The 20,637-nt window shown below is 52.2% G+C and carries 21 protein-coding genes; 4 read left to right on the top strand and 17 right to left on the bottom strand.

The genetic code is table 11. The features are described 5' to 3' along the window. Positions 1-67: 67 nt before the first annotated feature. The 14 genes from cysQ to gspC form a co-directional block, all read right to left on the bottom strand. Positions 68-877, bottom strand: a complete 810-nt coding sequence (gene cysQ, locus BZJ21_RS10430; RefSeq protein ID WP_077577216.1) for a 3'(2'),5'-bisphosphate nucleotidase CysQ — start codon at positions 875-877, stop codon at positions 68-70. Between the two features lie 3 nt (positions 878-880). After that, positions 881-1,435, bottom strand: coding sequence for an ADP compounds hydrolase NudE (gene nudE / locus BZJ21_RS10425; RefSeq protein ID WP_077669741.1), 555 nt, complete (start codon positions 1,433-1,435; stop codon positions 881-883). A 43-nt stretch (positions 1,436-1,478) separates the two neighbouring features. Next, positions 1,479-2,225 carry a type II secretion system protein N gene (locus BZJ21_RS10420; RefSeq protein ID WP_077669740.1) on the bottom strand — a complete coding sequence of 249 codons (747 nt, stop codon included), beginning with the start codon at positions 2,223-2,225 and terminating at the stop codon, positions 1,479-1,481. A gap of 4 nt (positions 2,226-2,229) precedes the next feature. Beyond that, positions 2,230-2,724, bottom strand: a complete 495-nt coding sequence (gspM, locus tag BZJ21_RS10415) for a type II secretion system protein GspM (RefSeq protein WP_077669739.1) — start codon at positions 2,722-2,724, stop codon at positions 2,230-2,232. After that, entirely contained in the window at positions 2,721-3,974 is a 1,254-nt protein-coding gene (gene gspL / locus BZJ21_RS10410) for a type II secretion system protein GspL (RefSeq protein WP_158075523.1), read from the bottom strand. Before gspL ends, gspM begins: the two co-directional genes overlap by 4 nt. Beyond that, the gene (gene gspK, locus BZJ21_RS10405) at positions 3,943-4,947 is read right to left on the bottom strand and encodes a type II secretion system minor pseudopilin GspK (RefSeq protein WP_021022561.1); all 1,005 of its coding nucleotides are present in this window, start codon (positions 4,945-4,947) and stop codon (positions 3,943-3,945) included. Before gspK ends, gspL begins: the two co-directional genes overlap by 32 nt. After that, a complete protein-coding gene (gene gspJ, locus BZJ21_RS10400) occupies positions 4,944-5,582 on the bottom strand; it encodes a type II secretion system minor pseudopilin GspJ (RefSeq protein ID WP_021022562.1) in 639 nt (212 codons plus the stop codon). Before gspJ ends, gspK begins: the two co-directional genes overlap by 4 nt. Continuing rightward, positions 5,566-5,943, bottom strand: a complete 378-nt coding sequence (gene gspI, locus BZJ21_RS10395) for a type II secretion system minor pseudopilin GspI (protein ID WP_021022563.1) — start codon at positions 5,941-5,943, stop codon at positions 5,566-5,568. The genes gspJ and gspI overlap by 17 nt, the downstream gene beginning before the upstream one ends. Then, positions 5,943-6,491 (bottom strand): type II secretion system minor pseudopilin GspH, encoded by a 549-nt coding sequence (gene gspH / locus BZJ21_RS10390; protein WP_158075522.1) that lies wholly within the window; start codon positions 6,489-6,491, stop codon positions 5,943-5,945. Before gspH ends, gspI begins: the two co-directional genes overlap by 1 nt. Position 6,492: 1 nt before the next feature. Continuing rightward, on the bottom strand, positions 6,493-6,948 hold the full coding sequence (gene gspG, locus BZJ21_RS10385; RefSeq protein ID WP_033379158.1) for a type II secretion system major pseudopilin GspG: 456 nt from the start codon (positions 6,946-6,948) through the stop codon (positions 6,493-6,495). 7 nt (positions 6,949-6,955) lie between these two features. Continuing rightward, positions 6,956-8,191: a type II secretion system inner membrane protein GspF gene (gene gspF, locus BZJ21_RS10380; protein WP_077577222.1), complete on the bottom strand. Its 1,236-nt coding sequence runs from the start codon at positions 8,189-8,191 to the stop codon at positions 6,956-6,958. After that, positions 8,191-9,717, bottom strand: a complete 1,527-nt coding sequence (gspE, locus tag BZJ21_RS10375) for a type II secretion system ATPase GspE (RefSeq protein ID WP_077661377.1) — start codon at positions 9,715-9,717, stop codon at positions 8,191-8,193. The genes gspF and gspE overlap by 1 nt, the downstream gene beginning before the upstream one ends. After that, positions 9,714-11,693 carry a type II secretion system secretin GspD gene (gene gspD / locus BZJ21_RS10370; RefSeq protein ID WP_077669748.1) on the bottom strand — a complete coding sequence of 660 codons (1,980 nt, stop codon included), beginning with the start codon at positions 11,691-11,693 and terminating at the stop codon, positions 9,714-9,716. Before gspD ends, gspE begins: the two co-directional genes overlap by 4 nt. A gap of 71 nt (positions 11,694-11,764) precedes the next feature. Next, positions 11,765-12,634 carry a type II secretion system protein GspC gene (gspC, locus tag BZJ21_RS10365; protein ID WP_158011832.1) on the bottom strand — a complete coding sequence of 290 codons (870 nt, stop codon included), beginning with the start codon at positions 12,632-12,634 and terminating at the stop codon, positions 11,765-11,767. A gap of 287 nt (positions 12,635-12,921) precedes the next feature. Here gspC and hslR point away from each other — a divergent pair, with 287 nt between their 5' ends. From hslR to BZJ21_RS10345, 4 genes are all read left to right on the top strand, one after another. Continuing rightward, positions 12,922-13,326 carry a ribosome-associated heat shock protein Hsp15 gene (gene hslR, locus BZJ21_RS10360; RefSeq protein ID WP_021022570.1) on the top strand — a complete coding sequence of 135 codons (405 nt, stop codon included), beginning with the start codon at positions 12,922-12,924 and terminating at the stop codon, positions 13,324-13,326. 35 nt (positions 13,327-13,361) lie between these two features. Next, positions 13,362-14,237: an Hsp33 family molecular chaperone HslO gene (gene hslO / locus BZJ21_RS10355; protein WP_021022571.1), complete on the top strand. Its 876-nt coding sequence runs from the start codon at positions 13,362-13,364 to the stop codon at positions 14,235-14,237. A gap of 321 nt (positions 14,238-14,558) precedes the next feature. Further along, the gene (gene pckA / locus BZJ21_RS10350; RefSeq protein WP_077669735.1) at positions 14,559-16,187 is read left to right on the top strand and encodes a phosphoenolpyruvate carboxykinase (ATP); all 1,629 of its coding nucleotides are present in this window, start codon (positions 14,559-14,561) and stop codon (positions 16,185-16,187) included. Positions 16,188-16,311: 124 nt separating this feature from the next. Continuing rightward, on the top strand, positions 16,312-18,153 hold the full coding sequence (locus tag BZJ21_RS10345) for an AsmA family protein (RefSeq protein WP_077669734.1): 1,842 nt from the start codon (positions 16,312-16,314) through the stop codon (positions 18,151-18,153). On the opposite strand, the gene BZJ21_RS10340 is transcribed toward BZJ21_RS10345, so the two are convergent. Genes BZJ21_RS10340 through BZJ21_RS10330 form a run of 3 tightly spaced genes read right to left on the bottom strand, consistent with a single transcriptional unit; the run spans position 18,150 to position 20,496 of the window. Further along, on the bottom strand, positions 18,150-19,094 hold the full coding sequence (locus BZJ21_RS10340) for a bifunctional GNAT family N-acetyltransferase/hotdog fold thioesterase (RefSeq protein ID WP_021022574.1): 945 nt from the start codon (positions 19,092-19,094) through the stop codon (positions 18,150-18,152). The two genes, BZJ21_RS10345 and BZJ21_RS10340, sit on opposite strands and share 4 nt — an antisense overlap. A gap of 27 nt (positions 19,095-19,121) precedes the next feature. After that, positions 19,122-19,556 (bottom strand): D-aminoacyl-tRNA deacylase, encoded by a 435-nt coding sequence (gene dtd, locus BZJ21_RS10335; protein WP_077577226.1) that lies wholly within the window; start codon positions 19,554-19,556, stop codon positions 19,122-19,124. Then, positions 19,528-20,496, bottom strand: a complete 969-nt coding sequence (locus tag BZJ21_RS10330; protein ID WP_077669733.1) for a virulence factor BrkB family protein — start codon at positions 20,494-20,496, stop codon at positions 19,528-19,530. Before BZJ21_RS10330 ends, dtd begins: the two co-directional genes overlap by 29 nt. Positions 20,497-20,637 lie beyond the last annotated feature (141 nt).

Here is a 20,637-nt window from a genome sequence, read left to right as displayed (position 1 = left end):
TCTTATCCATGCAAAACGGCACCGAGAGCGGTGCCGTTGACTGTATTATCAAACACCTGCGGTGTCTCTAGCGACGTAAAATAGATGACCACGCTAGCGACTCATCACCAAGAACAATAAAGTTTGGATTTTGCAGTGAATCCCGCTCGTTATACGACAAAGGGTCAAGCTCTGTGCTGAGGATCCGTCCACCTGCTTGCTCGACGATGCATTGCGTCGCGGCGGTGTCCCACTCACCGGTCGGTCCTAAACGCAGATAACAATCTACCGCCCCTTCCGCCACTAAACAGGCTTTCAGTGCGGCTGAGCCCAAAGGGATCAAATCGTAATTAATTTCAGGCGCTAGTTTTTCCGTCACCGCATGAATATCTTGTCGACGACTGATCGCAATGGATAACGAGGTAATCGCTTCGTCGCGCTTCATGGTCGAGATGCGATGCATATCGCCATCAGGGGTGATTTTCCACGCCCCTTTATCTTGGCACGCATAATAGGTCACACCCGATACAGGCGCATAGACCACGCCCATCACCGGATGGTTGTTTTCCACCAGCGCAATAATAGTGGCAAAATCGCCACTGCCAGCGATAAATTCTTGGGTACCATCCAGTGGATCAATCAGCCAATAGCGCTGCCATTGTTGGCGATCACTGAAGGGTACACCGCAATCTTCTTCCGACAATACCGGAATCTCCGGCGTCAACGCAGTGAGTTTTTCCGTAATCAGCTTGTGGGCAGCTAAATCGGCGCTGGTCACCGGCGTTTGATCACTTTTGGTGATCTCTTCAAAATCACCGTCTTGATAAATATCGAGAATAACCTGGCCCGCTGAGCGGGTTATTTCAATCACATCGGGCAACAACTCAGGCAATGCCATGCCTCACCTCTCCGCTTGTAAGTACTTCAGCGCCATCATCAGTGCGGTAATACTGCGCGCTTCACAGAAATCACCATGGGTCAGTAACTCTTCCGCTTGGGCTAACGGCCAGCGAATGATCTCAAGCGGTTCGGGTTCATCACCTTCCAAGCTTTCTGGATACAAATCACGTGCCAACATCAAGGTCATACGGCTGGAAAAGTACGAAGGCGCGAGGACCACCTCTTTCAACGGGATCAATTCGCGCGCGCCCTGGCCAATTTCTTCTTTCAGCTCACGCACCGCCGCTTGCGCAGCCTCTTCACCCGGGTCAATTAAGCCTTTCGGGAATCCCAATTCATAGCGCTCTGTCCCAGCAGCATATTCTCGGACTAATAAGAGATCGCCTGACTCGGTAACCGGCACCATCATTACCGCATTACGGCCTGAGGGTTTCATCCGCTCATAGGTACGTTCAACGCCATTGCTAAACGTGAGCTCTAACGACTCCACCTTAAACAAACGAGAAGCGGCGACGACCTGTTTCGACAGGATTTGAGGAAGTTTACGCTGCGTCATAGTGTGATTTGCCACCCTTTGCTGATATGCCAATCAGGCCTTGTTAGCCGCGAAAAGAAAAGCGATAGCGGCCTTGTTGATCTGGCGCGCCTAACCAAGATAATGGCGCCTTCATCGGCTCGGGATAGTCAGGCCCCGGCTTTAGCCATCCCGATACAGAGTATCGCCCAGACGGCGTAATTGACAATGAAAACTTATTGCTTAAAGACGCCGACTGCCCCTCACCGTGCGCGGCAATACCTTGATTTTCGCAGGATAAAGCGGCTTGCGCAGGAATATTTTCTAGCTGCCTCATCGGCAGTTGCAATGCTGCATGCTGCCATTGGATTTGCCCTTGCAATTGCTGACACCCTGATTCAGCCAAGATGGCATCGCGCAGCACCAGATCGAGTGTGCCATCAATCGCAACGCCCGGGGGCAGTGCGATAGCGCCTGTTAATAGCTGCGCGGGCGCAGACACCAACGTTTGTGACACCGTCAGTGTCGAGCCGTTAAAACCAAGGTTCCCTTTTCCTCGCAACCCGTCAGGGCTACGTACCTGAATGGCCGCTTCAAACGTCGCGCCGGTGACTAAACGATGCCACTGCACATCCCATTGCACCGGCCCTAGGGTATAATTTTGCCACCGTATTTGTTCGACTTGCCCGTGCCAAACCGTGCCGTCGATTTCACCGATTTGTATCGCATCGGGCAAAGGCGCTAGGCGTAATAAAGACGCAGGCGCGTGCACCACAACACTGACCACAAAGACAAGCACACACCCTATGCCGAATAAGCCTTTTTTCCACATTGTTTTATCGCTCCAACTGCAGTCGATTCACCTTAACTTTGCCGGCCGTCTCTGTGGCTTCCGTGCTTAAACGCACCACGCGAATACCATGTACACTCGCCAGTTGATCTAACCAGCGGAGGAGTTGGTTAAACGGCAGCGGTTCAATCCCAAGCTGCACGCTATCTTCACCCGGTTGTAAGCGCGTAATCGTGAGGTTAAATTCCCCAGCACTGGCCGCGATGACTTGGTTTAATGGCTGTGTACGGCTTGCAGAGGCTTGATAACCGCTTCCTGACTGCGCCCGCAGCTGCATGATTTGGGTGCGCTTTTGTTGAACGTCTCGCAACAGGTGCTGCTCGCTGGCTAGCGCGGTATTGGCCTTTTCGGCCTGAGTTTGAAGCGGAACCATAACTCCCCAGTACAAAAGACTAACGACCAGCACGCCACCCGCGATCAGTAATAACCGCTGCTCGCGCACACTGATCGCCTGCCACTGGGCTTGAATGCGTGCCATCATGATGGGCTCCTTAACGTAAACTCGCCACTGACTACGTCGCCACTACGGTTCAGCTGGCCGAGCTCAGTCGCATAATGCTCGCTCAATATTCCTCGCAAACGCTCAAATTGCGCAAAGTCTCGACCTTTGGCGCGTAAAATCAACGCGTCTCGATTACCCTGATAACGCAGCGCCTGGAGCTCCAGGCCAGGCACATCATCCAGCATTGGCGCTAATTGTGCCAACCAAGGCAGTAGCGCGGAATCCTGTTGCTGCCCGGCTAGGCGGGCAATTTCAGCGTCCATTTGCCGCACCATATACGAGCGGGTTGGAATGCGTTGGTATTGTGGTAACGTCTCACGAAACAAGGCTTCGCTTTGCGAGCGTAACACTTGCACCTGTTGCTGGGTGTCACGAAGTGCCAGCCATTGCTCGCCGCCCAACAACGCCATCACCATCACCAATAGCGCGGCGGTGGGGATCAGCGGCTTGAATCGCTGCTTCATCTGGCTTTGCGGCCGATAAGGGCCGGATAATAAATTGGCAGACACCGCGGTACTCTGTGCGGCCAACATACTGATAGTTGGTTCACTTTGCTGCCACTGCACCGGGAAGCCATCGATGGGTAAAGGCGACTCGGTGTGTGCGTCTTGCGCGCCATACACCTGCAGGCTGAGTGTCGATGACTCGGTGTCTGCCGCGCGCGCTCCCTCGGTTTGATTGCCCAGCTGTTGCCACCAAGCTTGCGCCCAGAAGGCAAGCCATGCGCGCTGCCCAACCACACCTTGATGGGGTTGATAGCGGCACAACCACTGATCGGCCAGTGGCGCTAGCGTCAACGTTTGAGGCTGCCAAGGTAAACACAACACATCCGGGATCCACTGGCGAGCATGGATATTGGCCGCATCAAGGGCCTGCTGCCAAGCTTGCATCTGCCGATGAGCTACCACCGCGACCTGAGCGGTGTTTTCTTGGGTGTCTAGCAGGGTGACATGCACCGCCTCAACCTCATCGGCTAATGCTTCTTCCAGTAAATAGGGCACGACTTTGTCTCGTTGCCGGCGCGAGCCAGGCGGTAACGTCACCGAAGTGAGCGTCAGCCAGGTACTGTCCACCAGCACAACCACACGTCTTGTCTGTGCTTGTTCTGTTAATGCTGACAACTGCTGACAGGTGCCGGTCGTCATCACTTGGTTATCGCTGGTACGCACCTGCGCCCAATAAATGGGTTGGCTGGCATCACTGATCCTGATTATCAGTCGCTCGCTCACGCATTCCTCCGAACCGACGGCGTAAAACCGATACTTGGCCGTCGTCTTGATAGTGCAATAATGCCTGGATGTGACGTTGGGCTGAGGCCACGTGCACATCGGCGTGTAATAAAAAGTAATGGCTTGTCACGCTTAAATGCGACATCACTTGCTTGCGCGCCGCCTCATCAAAATCAGTCAGCGTCAGGGTAGCGATAAAATCGTCGACACTTTTCCAACCCGACTCAGGGCGCTCGGTCAGTACCTGTTCTGCCTGTTCAACTGACAGGGCCGGGGTAAACAACGCCGATAGCAATGCAGCCTGTTTGTCCGTTAACGTGTTCACATTCACCATCAGCTCCGCAGAGGGAATCGCACACAGCTGCGGTGATAACTGGCGAAAGACCTCAGCGTTGACCCCACGAACAGCGCGCCACTCACTGACATCGGCAATCACGGCATCAGCCGTCACGTAAGCGGGACGGACACTCTCGTAGTGAGCATCTTCCGCGCCTAACGATTGATCAAGCTGATTATTTTCATCAATATAATCGCGACTCGCTTGCGCAATCACATCGGCTTGATAACTATCGTCGACCTGGCTACCGATTAAAGCACGCAGTACGCGCACTTCATACGGCACCTCACCGCCTAATGCTGCGCCTCGCAACTGCAAACTATTTAAGTTAAAGCAGGCTTGCGCATCTTGTAAGTAACCACTAACTTTGCCACCTTGAAGCGGAAATGTCCGCGCAGACTGGGCCCAGTCCTGGTTTACATTCACCGTGTCACTGTCCGATAAACTCTCGCGTAATACCGCAGAGGCAAGGGCTTCCACCGCGTTGCTGTACCAGTACACTTGCTGAAAATGGAGCTGGTTTTCCGCCCGATGGTAATTGGTAAACAATCGTGACGCCATGCTGCCAGCAATCGCTGTCATCAGCGCCATGATCATCATCACGATAAGAAGCGCCGCGCCTCGCTGTCGGGTCATTGTGCCTCCCGCTGCAGCGGCGCGGGTAACGTTTGCCCCGCCAGCAAATACGTGCGGACTAACCGCCCGTAACGCGGATGAGTAAAGCGTACTTGCACCGCTTTGGGCAAAGCATGGGCCGTGTTATAGCTTTCTTGCCAATTGCCTTCCACGTAAAATCGAAACGTGAGCGCTTTGATATCACTGAGCAAGGTCGCCACCGCTGGCTCATCACCTGCGGCCTGATCCGGATAGCGCCAACGCAGGCGCTCTAAGTGACCGTCCCGTTGTCGGTAGCCAACCGCGACGACTTCACCGCGAGGAAAACGCGCTTGCGGGTTAATCCAACCGGTACGCGTAAAACGTATACCCATTTGTTCACTTTGGAGAACATCGCGTCCGGCAATCAGCAGTCGCTCGGTCGGTGTTTGACCGTCGATACGCTGACGACGCGCGGCCATTTGACGAAAGTCACTGTCCATGATCACTAACGCACGTTGCAACCGCTGCAAGGTTTCGCCGACTTCACGCGATTGCACATTGCTGCGTTGTACGGTTTGTAGCACTTGATAAGCCGTCAGGCTGATACTGGCAAATACCACCAACGCCAACAAGACTTCAAGTAACGTAAATCCCTTTTCAGCGCGTCTCGACATACGTCCTCACGGTCACCAATGGGTTATCGCTCTGCTCAGCGGCCGACACCGACAGATCCACCGCTCGCAGTTGGCCGGTTTCGGTCGCCACCGGCGTGAGTTGCCATTGCCATTGCTGACCGGCCATCTCAGTGGTCCCTTGCGTCGCCTTTTCTGGCACGTCAGCCCTGAGCACGACTTCAGCAAGTTGGTTATCCGCCACCATGGCCGCTAAGGTTTTTTGCTCTAAACGCCCTAGCGAACGGGTATGCTGGCCCGTCGCCTTCATGACACTGAGCGCGGCAATGGCAAAAATGGCCACCGCCACCAATACCTCAAGCAAAGTCATGCCCTTTTGGGGGCTTGGCGTCTTGCCATGCATCAGCGGTCCTCCACTCGTTGCCAAGTAAACTGTGCCAGCTCATTGGCTTTAAGCTGCCAAGCGGCCTGGCCATCTACGTCGATTCGTAAGGTAAAAGGGGTGAGTTCACCATTGGGCAATAACCAGATCTGTGGTGGGGCCACGGGCTGTTCACCCTCGTCATCAAACAGGTTCTCAAACAGAGGCTTATCTTCGAACAAGCGGTCTTGTTGCTGCCAACCAAAGCCGTCCATGGTGAGAGAAAACCGGCTTTGCGCTGGCAAGGTCCCTTGGGTTGCCCAGCGTTCACTGCGCACGGGGCGCCACTTGTCTTCCCCCAATCTTAACAGCTGATAATCATGCTCATTGATGCGCACGCCATACGTTCGCCCCTCGAGCCAGCTTTGCTCGGCCCATAGCTTCATCCGCTGGTGTAACGCTTGCCCCGCTTCTTGCGCGCGGGTATCGGCAGGCTCTGGCAACACCATCACCACACCAGAGGCACTGACAGCGATAATGACCACCACCAGTAAGATCTCAAGGAGGGTAAAACCTGCCGCTTGGCGCATCTTATTGCAGCTCGTTAAGGTTCCAGTTGCCGATGTCTTGGTTGACACCGTCGCCCCCTTCTTGGCCATCCGCGCCTAACGAGAAAATATCAATCACCCCATGTTCACCTGGGCTGACATAGCGATAATCGTTATTCCATGGGTCCTGTGGCAAGCGCTTAATGTAGCCTTGATCCGGATAGCTGCGCGGTACCGGCTCACTTTGCGGTTTGTTCACTAACGCGTCTAAGCCTTGATCGGTGGTGGGATATTGGTTGTTATCCAGTTTGTACATGTCCAGAGCATTTTCAAGCGCACTGACATCAGCAATCGCCTTTTTGACCGCGGCTTTATCTTTATTACCGAGCAAATTGGGGGCGACAAAGCTTGCTAATAAGCCAATAATCACCACCACGACCATCACTTCGAGCAGGGTAAAACCGTGTTGACGACGCATCTTGTTCTCCTTATTTATCATTATAAAATTACAATCCGACCATATCGTTCATGGCAATAATCGGCATCAAGGTGGCCACGACAATAAAAAGCACCAATCCTGCCATTAATACGATCATCAACGGGCCGAATATACCTAGTGCCACATTCACTTGGGCTTCAAAATCTTTATCTTGGTTATCCGCGGCACGAGAGAGCATGGGCTCAAGATCACCACTGCGTTCACCACTGGCAATCATGTGCAGCATCATGGGAGGAAATAAGCGCGACTGATCCAAAGCGACACGCAAACTGGCACCTTCCCGCACTTTATCCGCAGCTTCCAATACGCGCATGCGGACGTATTGATTACTCATCACTTGCGCGGCGACTTTCATCCCATCTAATAACGGGATGGCACTGGCCGTGCATATTGCCAAGGTACGCGCAAAACGGGATGTATTCAGGCCGCGAGCCACCCGGCCAATTACCGGCAAGGACAGTATTTTTTTATCCCACACTAAGCGTCGCTGCGTATCCTTAAGCAAGGCTCGGATACTGACACCGATAAGGATCAGTGCGCTCACCACCCAAACCCCCCAGTCGGTAATAAAATCACTGGCGTTCAATAGAAATTGGGTGGATGCCGGCAGCGCCTGACCGGTTTGAACAAATTGACCGACAATATCAGGCACCACGGTGGCCAGTAAAAAGGCGACAATCACCACCGAAAAGAAGGTGAGAATGGCGGGATACAACATGGCTTGTAACAACGTGGACTGAATGCGCTGACGGTTCTCAACATAATCAGCCAAGCGTGATAATACGGTGGATAAATACCCCGCTTTTTCACCGGCAGCAATCATCGCTCGATAGAGTTCATTAAACACCTGTGGGTAATCGGCTAACGCATCAGCCAAGGTGTACCCTTCCATCACTCGCGCTCGAACACTGGTCATCATGCTGCCTATTCGCGGTTTTTCCGCTTGCTCTGCCACTGCTTTTAAGCACTCTTCAAGTGGCATAGAGGCATCGATTAAGGTCGCTAATTGGCGGGTGATCAACGACAGCTCTTGTGTACGAATACCGCGGTTTCGTTGACTGAACAGTGGCTGCGACGCCGATGCCTTTTGGTTGGCGCGTTGACGACGCGTTGCATTGACGTCGAGCGGGGTAAAGCCTTTGTCACGCAGCTGCTGACGCGCTTGTCGTGCAGTATCGGCTTCAATCACCCCTTTACGCTTACGCCCTCGCGCGTCTAACGCTTGATAGTCAAATGCGCCCATTAGCCCTCCTTGGTGACACGAATCACTTCTTCAAGGGTGGTTTGCCCTTGCAGCACTTTGGTTAGGCCGTCATAGCGAATACTCGGACTTTGCGCACGCACGGCTTCTTCTATCGCATGCTCGCCCGCATCATGATGGATCAGCGCTTGCACCTTCTCGTCGACTGTCAGCAATTCATGAATCCCGGTTCGGCCTCGGTAGCCCTTGTGGTGACAGTGTTCACAGCCATCCGCTTTATAGAGCGTGATCGCCTCGCCGGGGTTCGCCAAGCCTAGCTCGACAAATAACGGCTGCTGCGAGCTATCGGCTTGATAAGGGATACGGCACCGTGGACATAAGGTGCGGACCAAGCGCTGCGCCAGCACGCCGAGTAACGAGGAGGACAACAAGAAAGGCTCAATGCCCATATCACGTAAGCGTGTCACCGCGCCAATCGCCGTGTTGGTGTGCAGTGTCGACATCACTAAGTGACCGGTCAGTGAGGCTTGTACGGCGATTTGTGCGGTTTCTAAGTCTCGAATTTCACCCACCATTACCACGTCGGGATCTTGACGCAACATGGCGCGCAACCCTCGCGCAAAGGTCATATCGACTTTTGGATTGACTTGGGTCTGACCGATACCCGCCAGATCAAATTCGATCGGATCTTCCACGGTGAGGATATTGCGATCCTCACTGTTAATGGTTTGTAATCCAGCATACAAGGTCGTGGATTTCCCCGACCCCGTCGGGCCGGTGACGAGCAAAATACCATGAGGTTTGTGAATCAGTGCGCGAAAATCTTGGTGCAAGCTGGGCACCATGCCCAACTGCGCGAGATCCAGTTGGACGGCGTTCTTATCCAGCAAACGCATGACGACACGTTCGCCGTGAGACGAGGGCATGGTCGACACCCGTACATCCACCGCTCGCCCACCAATACGGACCGAGATACGCCCATCTTGTGGGACCCGTTTTTCGGCAATATCCAGTTTTGCCATCACTTTGACGCGAGACACTAATAATGGGGCCAACTTGCGGCTGGGGGATAGAACGTCACGCAGCACCCCGTCAACGCGAAAACGGATCGATAACGCATGCTCAAAGGTTTCGATATGAATGTCAGACGCGCTTTCTTTAATCGCTTCGCCTAACATGGCGTTAATCAACTTAATGATCGGCGCGTCGTCTTCCGATTCAAGCAAGTCTTCACTTTGCGGCAGCTCTTCGGCCAACGAGAAAAAGTCGTCGCTGTCAGCATCCGCACCAATGTCAGCCATTAGCTGTTGTGCATCGGCGCTGTCTCTTTGATAGAGGCGAGTCAGGTGGTGCTCAAAGTCAGCATCCGACACCCATTCCGGGGCGAGAGTCGCGCCCAGCACACGTTGCACCTCCACCAAGGTCTGCGGTGTTACCGACGCTAAACACAATAAACGTGGGGTGTCGTTGTCGGTCAATACCACCACACCGTGACGACGCGCAAAGCCAAAGGGTAACTGCCAGGTTGTCACCGGTTCAGCCGCTAGCGCCGCAGCACGCTCACTCATCCTTCTAACTCCGCTTGTAGCATACGTACTTCGGCCGGCATCACCGCTTCGCTGTTGTAATCAGGCAGGACCGGTTTTTCGGCGTCAGGCATCAGCTTAACGCCATCTTGGGCGCGCAGTAATTGCTCGGCGCGGATATAGTTGTATTTGCGTTGGGTCACCCCGTCTGCGGTCAAACCGGTACGGATAATGGTCGGCTTAATAAACAGCATCAGGTTTTTCTTTTCGGTTTCGGTCGAGGTCGACTTAAACAAGTGCCCTAAAATGGGAATATCCCCCAACAGTGGCACCTTGGATTCACTTTCGACCGTACGTTCGTCAATCAAGCCACTTAATACAATCATTTGTTGGTCACCGACCATCACTGATGTATTCAGTTGACGTTTACCAAAGCGCACATCCACCGCGCCACTGGCGCCAAGCACGTTCGAGACTTCTTGCTCAATATCGAGCAACACCGCGGAGCCTTCATTGATTTGCGGAGTGACTTTCAGCTTGATCCCCACATCTTTACGCTCAACGGTTTGGAAAGGGTTATCGTTATTTGAGCCTGTCCGCGAACCAGTAATCACCGGCACTTCCTCACCGACAATAAACGAGGCTTCTTGGTTATCAAGCACCATCAAATTGGGCGACGACAAAATATTCGACTCGTTTTTCGACGCCACCGCGGTCACCAAGGCGGTCCAATCGCCCATGACTACGCCGGCAGCCAAGCCATTTAACCCACCTAACACTTCATTAAGTGCGGAGTAATCGCCCGATTCAGTGATCTCAACGGTTTTTTCCTCACCATCGATGACGCGTGTCTCGGTTCGCGTTCTATCTTTGGTGGCTTCCTGCCCACCGAGGTAACTCGAAATGCCGACACCTGTGTTATTAAACTGAATCCCACCGTTTTCAAGCGAGCCCCACTGTACGCCGAGATTCGCCCCATCGGATTCCGACATTTCGACGATTAGCGCTTCAATCAACACTTGTGCGCGGCGTATATCGAGCTGAGAAATCACGCTCTCAAGGGTTTTTAAAATATCAGGTGGCGCGGTGATCACCAGCGAGTTAGTGCCTTGGTGCGAGGAAATTTGTACCGCTTGGTCATTCACACTCGGTTTCGCATTTTTCTCTTTGTCTTTCAGAAGATTATCCGAAACACCTTGCAATACATCGACCAAATCTTCCGCTTTCGCATAGCGCAGATAGATCACCCGGCTGTTGCCCGTGGTCGCCATTTCTTGGTCGAGTTGTCGGATAAGTTCAATCACGCGCTCACGGACTTTGGGCTCGCCAGAAACCAACACCGCATTCAGGCGCTCGTCCGCAACAATACGTGGTTCTAAAAGCTCAGGGCGGGTGTTGGCGTTGTCTCGCTTATTTAAAGTATCGACAATCCGTACCATTTCCGCGGCTGACGCGTGGTCAAGGCGGACCACTTCCACTTTTTTATCGCCCGCTTGATCGACGCGCTGAATAATATCAGTGAGCCGATTCACCACCGCGGCACGACCGGTAATCATAATGACATTGGCAGGATCATAGTGCACCACGTTCCCTGCCCCCGCATTATTGATCAGCTGACGCAACAAAGGGGATAGCTCGCGCACCGAGACATTTTTTACGGCAATCACGCGCGTCACGACTTCGTCACCGACCACGTTATCGCCTTCTCCAACCACGGGAACGGGCGAGGTTTTCGCATCTTTGTCGCGAACAACTTTAACAATCCCATTTTCCATCTCAACCACCGCAAAGCCATACACTTCGAGCACGTTAAGGAAAAATTGGTAGTACTGTTCATCGTCTAACGTATTGTAACTGCGTACATTAATGGTGCCGCGTACCGAGGGATCAACGATAATGGTTTTCTCGAGGTTGCGCCCTACAATTTCGATAAACTCTTGAATGTTCGTGCCTTTAAACGAGGCACTAAATTCTGCCGCTCCCGCCGGTAGGCCAGAGAAAAGCAGACTTGCGGCCATCAGATAGGGGATCAGTCGTTGCTTTACGTTCACGTCACACTCCTAAAGCCGCACGGGGCGGTTGTGGTAATTTATAGTTGAATCGAAATGTCATGTTGCTGCCCTTGTCGCTCGACGACTAAATCAAGCGTGCCCTGTTGTTGAATGCGATTGAGAATATCGGGAAGCGCCACCGAACGGCTCAGTGTTAGACCGTTAATAGCGACGGCGATATCACCCGGCTGTAACCCCGATTGCTCAAATAACACCGGATTTTTTCCTGGTGTAAGACGAAAACCTTTTAACTGTTTGGCATCGCCGACCTGCGCTAACTGGACATAATCAAATAAGCGCTGAGGATTGCTGGCAAGCTGTCGCGCTAAGTCGGCAGGCCAGTCAGGGCTGGTCTGCCTTGAGATTGGCGTCGGCTTTGGGGGCGTATGGTTACCCTCAGAAGAAGAGAACACGGTTTGCGGTGTACTGTCGGCCTCCACACCCGGCATCAACAAGGCTTCACGACGCGTGCCTTGACGAAGGATAACGCGATCGGACAAGACTTGATCGAGACTGACCTGGGTACCTTTAACTTGCTCACCCACACCATAGGTTGCTTGTTGACCACCGTTAGCAATCACCGCTAATGCCCGAGCAGGCTGATTGGAAGCCACCACGCCGACTAAAGTAAGCTGTAAACGGGTCTCAGGCACTTGGCTAACCGACTGCTGGCGCTGTTGCGCGGAAGCTTGGAATCGACCAAATAACTGGGCATTAATCGCGGGCGCCAATGAAAAGGCCCCCTTACTGGCGACTTGGCTCGTCACAACCTGACTACTCGACGGCAAGATAGGTGCCGCGGGAGGCGTGTAGACATGCCACACCAGCCGCCCAATAAGCCAAGCCAGTATAAGTACTAGCCCACCGTTTAGGCACAGCAGTACCCGACCGCGTGTCAGTGCAGACATCGAGATTGTTCGTTGAGGGCTTCCTGCCTGGATCATCCTTTTAAAACCAATTAATGACACCACATGCCTATTGATGGCCTTTTTCGCCATTAGATTCCACGATTAGATTACGAAAAGCTGGACATACTAGCAAAAACACATTGTGATCTTGAGACTTTTTCATTTATAGCGTGTTTATTTTACCGAAGTCGCAGCGATGACGGGAGGATGAGCGCTGATGCTGTGATACTGCTCTAAAGTAAATTTTATGCTAATGTCGCCGATCCAGATTGCGCAGGAGTTGAGGGATGAAAAAAAGCAAATCAGCACCTTTGACAGCGGTCAGGTTAGATAAATGGCTGTGGGCCGCTCGCTTTTATAAAACACGCTCTATTGCTCGCAATATGATCGATGGGGGCAAGGTGCACTACAATGGTCAACGTGCCAAGCCAAGCAGAATGGTCGAGGTTGGGGCTGAAATACGCTTGCGCCAAGGCCATGATGAAAGAACCATCGCTGTTTTAGCGTTATCGGAGCAACGTCAAGGCGCGCCGATCGCGCAAACCTTGTATCAAGAAACCGACACGAGCCTAAAGAAACGTGAGCACGAGACGGAAATGCGTCGCTTAAATGCCCATAATCCACGTCCCGATGGACGACCGGATAAAAAGCAACGCCGAGATATTCGTAAGTTTAAACAAGGCATAGACTAAGGCCGCAAGTCGCGCCATTGCCGGAGAGAGATTGCATGTCAAACGATCAATTACACCGTTACCTATTCGAAGATGTGTCTGTGCGTGGTGAGCTAGTCAAGCTCGACGAAACCTATCAACGCATCCTGGAGAATCAAAATTTTCCAGCCCCGGTGAATGCTTTACTGGGTGAAATGTTGGCCGCCACCAGCCTGCTTACCGCAACACTCAAATTTAATGGCTCGATCACGGTGCAATTGCAGGGAGATGGTCCTGTGTCGCTGGCGGTCATTAATGGTGATCACCATCAGCAACTGCGCGGCACCGCGCGGGTGAAAGGTGACGTCAAAGAGGATGCGACCTTGCCAGAAATGATGGGCAAGGGCCAACTGGTCATTACCATTGAGCCTGTCGATGGCGAGCGCTATCAAGGCATTGTTGGCTTAGAGTCGGATCATTTACAAGGTTGCTTGGAAGATTACTTCGCACGCTCAGAGCAGTTAATGACCCGTCTTTGGCTACGTACGGGAGAGGTTGACGGCAAGCCGCATGCGGCCGGTATGATGTTGCAAGTGTTGCCTGACGATAAAGGCGACGAAGGCGACTTTGATCACCTTGCCCAGCTGACTGAAACGATTAAAAATGATGAACTTTTCAGCCTCAGCGCCAAAGATGTCTTATACCGTCTGTACCATCAAGAGAAAGTCACCCTGTATCCGGCACAAGATGTGGTGTTTAAATGCAGTTGCTCCCGTGAACGCAGTGCCGGTGCTATTGCCGCGATTGAGCGCAGTGAAGTCGACAAAATGGTCGCGGAAATGGGTACGATCCATTTGCACTGTGATTACTGTGGCACTGACTATGCGTTCGATAGCGTTGATGTGGCGGCAATTTTTGAGCAAAACGCCAGCTCCTCCTCTCAAATGCAATAACCACGTGCTACATTTTTAGCGCTTCGAAGTAAATAAGCTTGACCAAGCTCAAAAGCCAGCACAACGCTGGCTTTTTTCTTATTCCTTCCCGACTTAACTCACATTTTTCTGCGCGTTATTTTTGTACAAACAATAATAGGTCTTTGGGTAGCGCAAACGTTTAACTAAGCGTTACCATGTCTATGACATGGCAGCTGGTGGTCCGTACCCTACAATCACAATAACCCCAGTCTGTCGTCATCTATGGAGTCAGTTCCTGAATCTATATTTCAGGTTGCTAGCACAAAGACAGTTAACATCATCTTACCTCAAGGAGCACCTATGACTGTCCTGAACGTCGAATCTGAGGTCGCTGACATCGATCTTTCCCGTTATGGTCTGGAAAATGTCAAAGAAGTCATCCGTAACCCCTCATATGAGCAGTTGTTCGAAGAAGAAACCAAACCTGGGCTGGAAGGCTACGAAAAAGGCGTAGTGACCGAACTCGGCGCGGTGTCGGTAGACACGGGTATTTTTACCGGCCGCTCTCCCAAAGATAAGTACATTGTTCGTGATGACACCACGCGCGATACCCTGTGGTGGTCGGATCAAGGCAAAAACGATAATAAACCGATCGATCAAGCGGTATGGAATGATCTCAAGGCACTGGTCACACAACAGCTCTCTAACAAACGCCTGTTTGTCGTTGACGGCTATTGCGGTGCCAACCCCAATACACGATTACGTATTCGCGTGATCACCGAAGTGGCTTGGCAGGCGCACTTCGTCAAAAATATGTTTATTCGTCCAACCGAGGAAGAGCTTAAAGATTTCGAGCCCGACTTTGTGGTGATGAATGGCGCCAAATGCGTGAACAACCAATGGCGTGAACATGGCCTAAACTCAGAAAACTTTACCGTTTTCAACCTCACCGAACGGGTGCAGCTTATTGGCGGTACTTGGTATGGCGGTGAAATGAAAAAAGGCATGTTCGCGATGATGAACTACTTCTTGCCGTTGCAAGATGTCGCATCGATGCATTGCTCCGCCAACATGGGCAAAGATGGCGACGTTGCCATCTTCTTCGGGCTATCTGGAACCGGGAAAACCACACTCTCCACCGATCCTAAGCGCCAGCTTATCGGTGACGATGAACATGGTTGGGACGATCAGGGCGTCTTTAACTTTGAAGGGGGCTGCTATGCCAAAACCATCAAGTTATCTAAAGAGGCTGAGCCAGATATCTATAACGCCATCCGCCGTGATGCGTTATTAGAAAACGTCACCGTCCGTGGCGACGGCCGCATCGATTTTGACGATAATTCGAAGACAGAAAACACCCGCGTGTCATACCCCATTTATCATATCGATAATATTGTGAAGCCGGTTTCAAAAGGCGGCCATGCCAACAAGGTGATTTTCTTGTCTGCGGATGCATTCGGCATACTTCCACCGGTGTCTAAATTGACGCCTGAACAAACCAAGTACCATTTCTTATCTGGTTTTACCGCGAAGTTAGCAGGTACCGAGCGCGGTATTACTGAACCCACGCCTGCTTTCTCAGCGGCCTTTGGCGCGGCATTTTTGACCTTGCACCCCACCAAGTATGCGGAAGTATTGGTCAAGCGCATGGAAGCGGCAGGGACTGAAGCCTATCTGGTCAATACAGGCTGGAATGGCTCAGGCAAGCGGATATCCATCAAAGATACCCGCGCGATCATCGACGCGATTTTAGACGGCTCGATCGAAAAAGCCGACACCAAGGTAATTCCAATCTTTAATTTGGAAGTTCCTGTCTCGCTAGACGAAGTGAGCGACGGCATTCTTGACCCGCGTGATACCTATGTTGACCCGCTGCAATGGGAAAGCAAAGCGAAAGACCTGGCCACACGCTTTATCGATAACTTCGATAAATACACAGATACCGAAGAAGGCGCAGCCTTGGTCGCTGCAGGTCCACAGTTAGACTAACCCCTAGCCCCATATTGCTGATGCGATATGGGGCGCTATTCCTCAGGGTGACTGGTTGACTGGTTGAAGTTTGGCAACTTTTGCGCCAATCTTACTGCTACTCGTTGCCTGATAGGATTCATTCATGCGCATCCTGGCCAAACTCTTTGCCAGCTTTTTTATCCTAATCATAATCTCACTGTCAGTGATTTTTGTGTTGCTCCATACGCGACACGCCACCCAGGTTTTCACTGCCCTTATCACCCCTATACTGCCAGGCACCTTAACGGCAGAACAGGTGGACTATCACTGGCAACGCCCGCTTCACCTCACTCTGACGCAACCGAATTACCAATATGGCCATCAACACTGGCAGGCCAATACGGCGCGTGTACAGTTCTCTGTCGAACGATGGTCTCACCTGCAATGGGTAAGGATTGACGGTCTAAGCCTTGACCTGACCGATCGGGCCATAACGTCTCTCGATATGCTACCGGCGACGCTTACCATTGGTCGTGTCCTTTTTAATGATCTTTCCCTGCAAGGACAAGGCTGGCAAGCGCAGCAAGTCAGCGCTCAGCTCGATGATTGGCACAAAGGACAAGCCCCCTTAGGATCAGTTCGCGGCCGCGCGCAATGGGAGGCCAAACAAGTCGACTGGCATGGGCTACAAGCCTCCCGACTTTTAGTCGATGCCACACCAGCGCCTAACGGTTGGCAATTCCGCGGCGTGTCTTTTGAGTGGCAAGGTGCCGCGATCAGCGCCCAAGGCCATTGGCAGCCAGGTGCGCTCGCCTTAACCCAGTTAACCCTGAGCGATGTCATTATCGACGGGGAAGACACGTATCAACGCGTGTCCAACGCCTTATTGCAATGGCCCCACACAACCACGTTAACCATCGACCGTACTGATATTCGCCAACTCAGTGCCGAAACCGAACAGTTTTCGGTGAATGGCCTCACCTTATCGGCCGAGCACATCACCATTGCGCCAAAGACGCCTTGGTGGCAACAGCCTAAGCTGCGTGCATCATTCAACGCTGACTATATCCGCTGGCACACGCAGACTTGGGATCAACCGCTTGGGGATATTGAACGTCACGGCGAAAGCTGGGTGATCCATCAGTTGACCAGTCAATGGCAAGAAGGATTTGTCGGGCTATCCGGGCACTTTTCTAAGCGTCATTGGCAGATTGATAAGCTACAAGCCAATAACCTGACACTCAGTCACGCAGTGCTTTCTCCGCTGATGGCGGCACTCCCGGAGTGGCCAGAGACACTGTTCATTGACGACGTAACACTGAAACATAATCAATGGCTGGCCTTATCGCCGCAGTTTCCTATCAAAATCAGTGGCATTGATGTTAATGGACGCGCATTGCAGCTATCCCCGTTCAAACAATGGCGCTTAACCGATGGACGTTTGACCGCCAGCGCAAGCCACGCCAGCATCAATCAGCATTGGCTGGCTGAGCCCTATTTGCGCCTCGATGCTGATCAAGGGAAATTAACCCTCCAGCAGCTATTACTGGGCTTCCCTGATGGCCAACTGGCTGTATCAGGAACCTGGGACTTAAGCGCCCCTAGTCAACCATGGTCACTGCTTGTGGATGGGTTACAAATTCCGCTCTCTGTTTATCAAGACTGGTTTGATTGGCCCCTCCCCCTGACAGGGTTTCATGATATTGAGGCAAAGTGGTCAGGGCTGGCAGCGGATCGAGAAAGCTTCAATGTGGGGCTCAATGGCGAGATGGATATCACCTTCTTAGATGCAAAAACCCATGCAGACTCAGACACAAATTGGGCCACACAAATAAGCGCTTGGCTGCAACCGCCAAGCCCCAAGAAGGACAAACAACAGACTTTCCCGTTTGAGACTTTATCCATTGATGCTGATCGCGGCCAACTGACCGGCGCACTGCAAGGCGAGACACGCTTATCCATCCAGTGGCCGATTTATCGCACGGACGCCCCACGCATTCGTTAGCGTAACAAGGCCAACTGAGGGGCAGGTTGTGCGGTAGCGCCATCATCCGAGGGGAGCAGGACATAGGTGCCGGTAAACACACCGGCTTTTTCATCACCACTGAAAAAATCGACTTCTAACGTCACACGGGCACGGCGTCCGTTTTCTAATCGATCGAGCTCGCCACTAAGGTTATCGAGTGACACACTCGCCCGGGGCCGTTCTGCAACCGGACGACGGTAGCGAATATGGCTATCCGCTAGGACAATATCCGCGCTGAGTTGGCGCTCTTTCATCAATAGCCATACCATGCCCCAACCGGTTAACGTCGCAAGGCTGAAAATACTGCCCGCAAACATGGTTTGGCGAGGGTTTAAATTGGCGTTTAAATTGGCGCTCACTTCAAAGCTGTAGCCAGTGAACTGGCTAATTTTGACTCCCATTTTGTCGCTAATCGGAATGTGTGCTTGCCAACGCTGCTGAAGCTCGGTGCACCACTCGGGACGGCGAACCACATCCGATAACGGATCCAAGGGTTTAACCATCTGCTGATGACGTATCGGTCCTCGCTCGTCACTCAGATCGCCCTGACGGAGGAAATCGTGTTGCGCATAAAAGCTCACCGCCTCTTCACGCGCACTGCACACCAGACGCTTAGCGCCCTCTTCCCGCGCCAACGACTCTAACGCCATGAGCACTAAGGCCCCTAAACCACGATTACGATAATCTGGTGACACCGCCATATATCGGATTTGGCCGTCATTGTCTGGGGTTAAGTACAAGCGTCCAATCGCGACCGGCGCGTCATCACTGTCTACGATCATACGATGGCACGCATTAACATCATACGCATCGCGCTCTGAACCACGCGGCGCATGCCATGGTTCTCTTAACATCCGATAACGAAAATCATAATAACGCGCTAGCTCTTGCTCTGTGCGCGGGGTAACGATTCTAAACATGCCTGTCTCTCCTTGTGAGGCGCGTGGTTATACCTGAAGCCAGAAAGTCACAGGACCATCATTAACGAGGCTGACTTTCATGTCAGCGGCGAATTGACCCGTTTGCGTTTTTAACCCTGCACGCTGGCAATCCTGACAAAATACCGTGTACAAACGTTCTGCTTCATCAGGCGATGCCCCCGAGAAGCTCGGACGCATTCCCTTTTTTGTGTCGGCAGCCAGGGTAAACTGCGATATCACCAACAATTCACCGCCGTACTGAGACACATTGAGATTCATTTTGCCATTATCGTCTTCAAACACACGATAACCTCTGACTTTATGCGCCAGTTTCGCGGCATCCGCATCGGTATCGCCCTTTTCGACGCCCAGAAGCACCACCAGCCCTTTCCCTATCGCACCGAGGATCTCACCGTCGACAGTGACATTGGCTTCACTCACGCGTTGAATTAGGGCAATCATAAGGCGCCTCCGCTTGATTGATTAAAGGATGGGATGGTTCAGCCAAACCGGCTGACTGATTGTTAACCGCTGGCGAGGTGCCATTTGGCCACCAAGTCTCCGACTCTCTTAAAGTCGCGGTAACTTGTGCGCCGAATAATACAATGCACCAGCTAAAATACACCCACACAAACAGAATGGGCACCACGGCCAGGGCGCCGTAAATTAATTGATACGAGGGAAAGTGAGCAACATATAGCGCGAATACTTTTTTACTTAGCTCAAATAACACACTCGCCACAGCCGCACCGACCAAGGCATGGCGAAGGCGCACGCGAGTATTGGGGACCAGGGTATACAATCCCATAAAGGTGAGCGTGGTTAAAAGAAAAGGCAGAATTCGGAGTAAGGTGGTAAACAAATCATTCGCCAGCCCTGTTTGTAATAACGACAAAGACGTTAAGTAAGAGCTCAGCGCGATGCTAGTACCAATCAAAATAGGCCCTAACGTGAGCACCATCCAATAGATTGAGAACGCAATCATCATCGGCCGTTTGGTCTGAATTTTAAACGTGTGGTTCAAACTTTTGTCGATCGCCGAGATCAGCATAATCGCGACCACAAACAAAAAACTAACCCCAACAGCGGTCATCTTACCGGCGTTAGCAACAAATTGGTTGAGATAGCGTGCCACCACCTCACCGGCGGCGGGAACAAAATTATTGATCACAAATGTTTGTAAGGTATCACCCACTTGAGAAAATCCCGGGAAACTCGAAAAAGCAGACAACACGACAGTGACTAAGGGGACCAAAGAAAGCAGCGTGACATACGCCATATAACCGGCACTCACCGTGAGCCTGTCTTCGCCCATACGCTGCCACAAATGCGTGAGCATCGCTTTCAACCAATTACGGCTGTCATGCCACGTTTTCTGATTTAGCGTCCCAATTATGCGCATCCTTCCACCTTTATCTTGTGCCCGCTTTACGCGTAATGAGTGTACATGATTTACTTCTCGCTCGCTGCGATCAAAAAAAGGCACCTAACGGTGCCTTTAATCTTGGGACAGAATCTGGTGACTCAGTCACATGATGATATA

This window comes from Salinivibrio costicola subsp. alcaliphilus (assembly GCF_001996185.1).
GTDB classification, from domain to species: Bacteria; Pseudomonadota; Gammaproteobacteria; order Enterobacterales; family Vibrionaceae; genus Salinivibrio; species Salinivibrio costicola.
The sequence above is the reverse complement of the archived record's forward strand: the minus strand, read 5'-3'. Positions and strand labels throughout refer to the sequence as shown.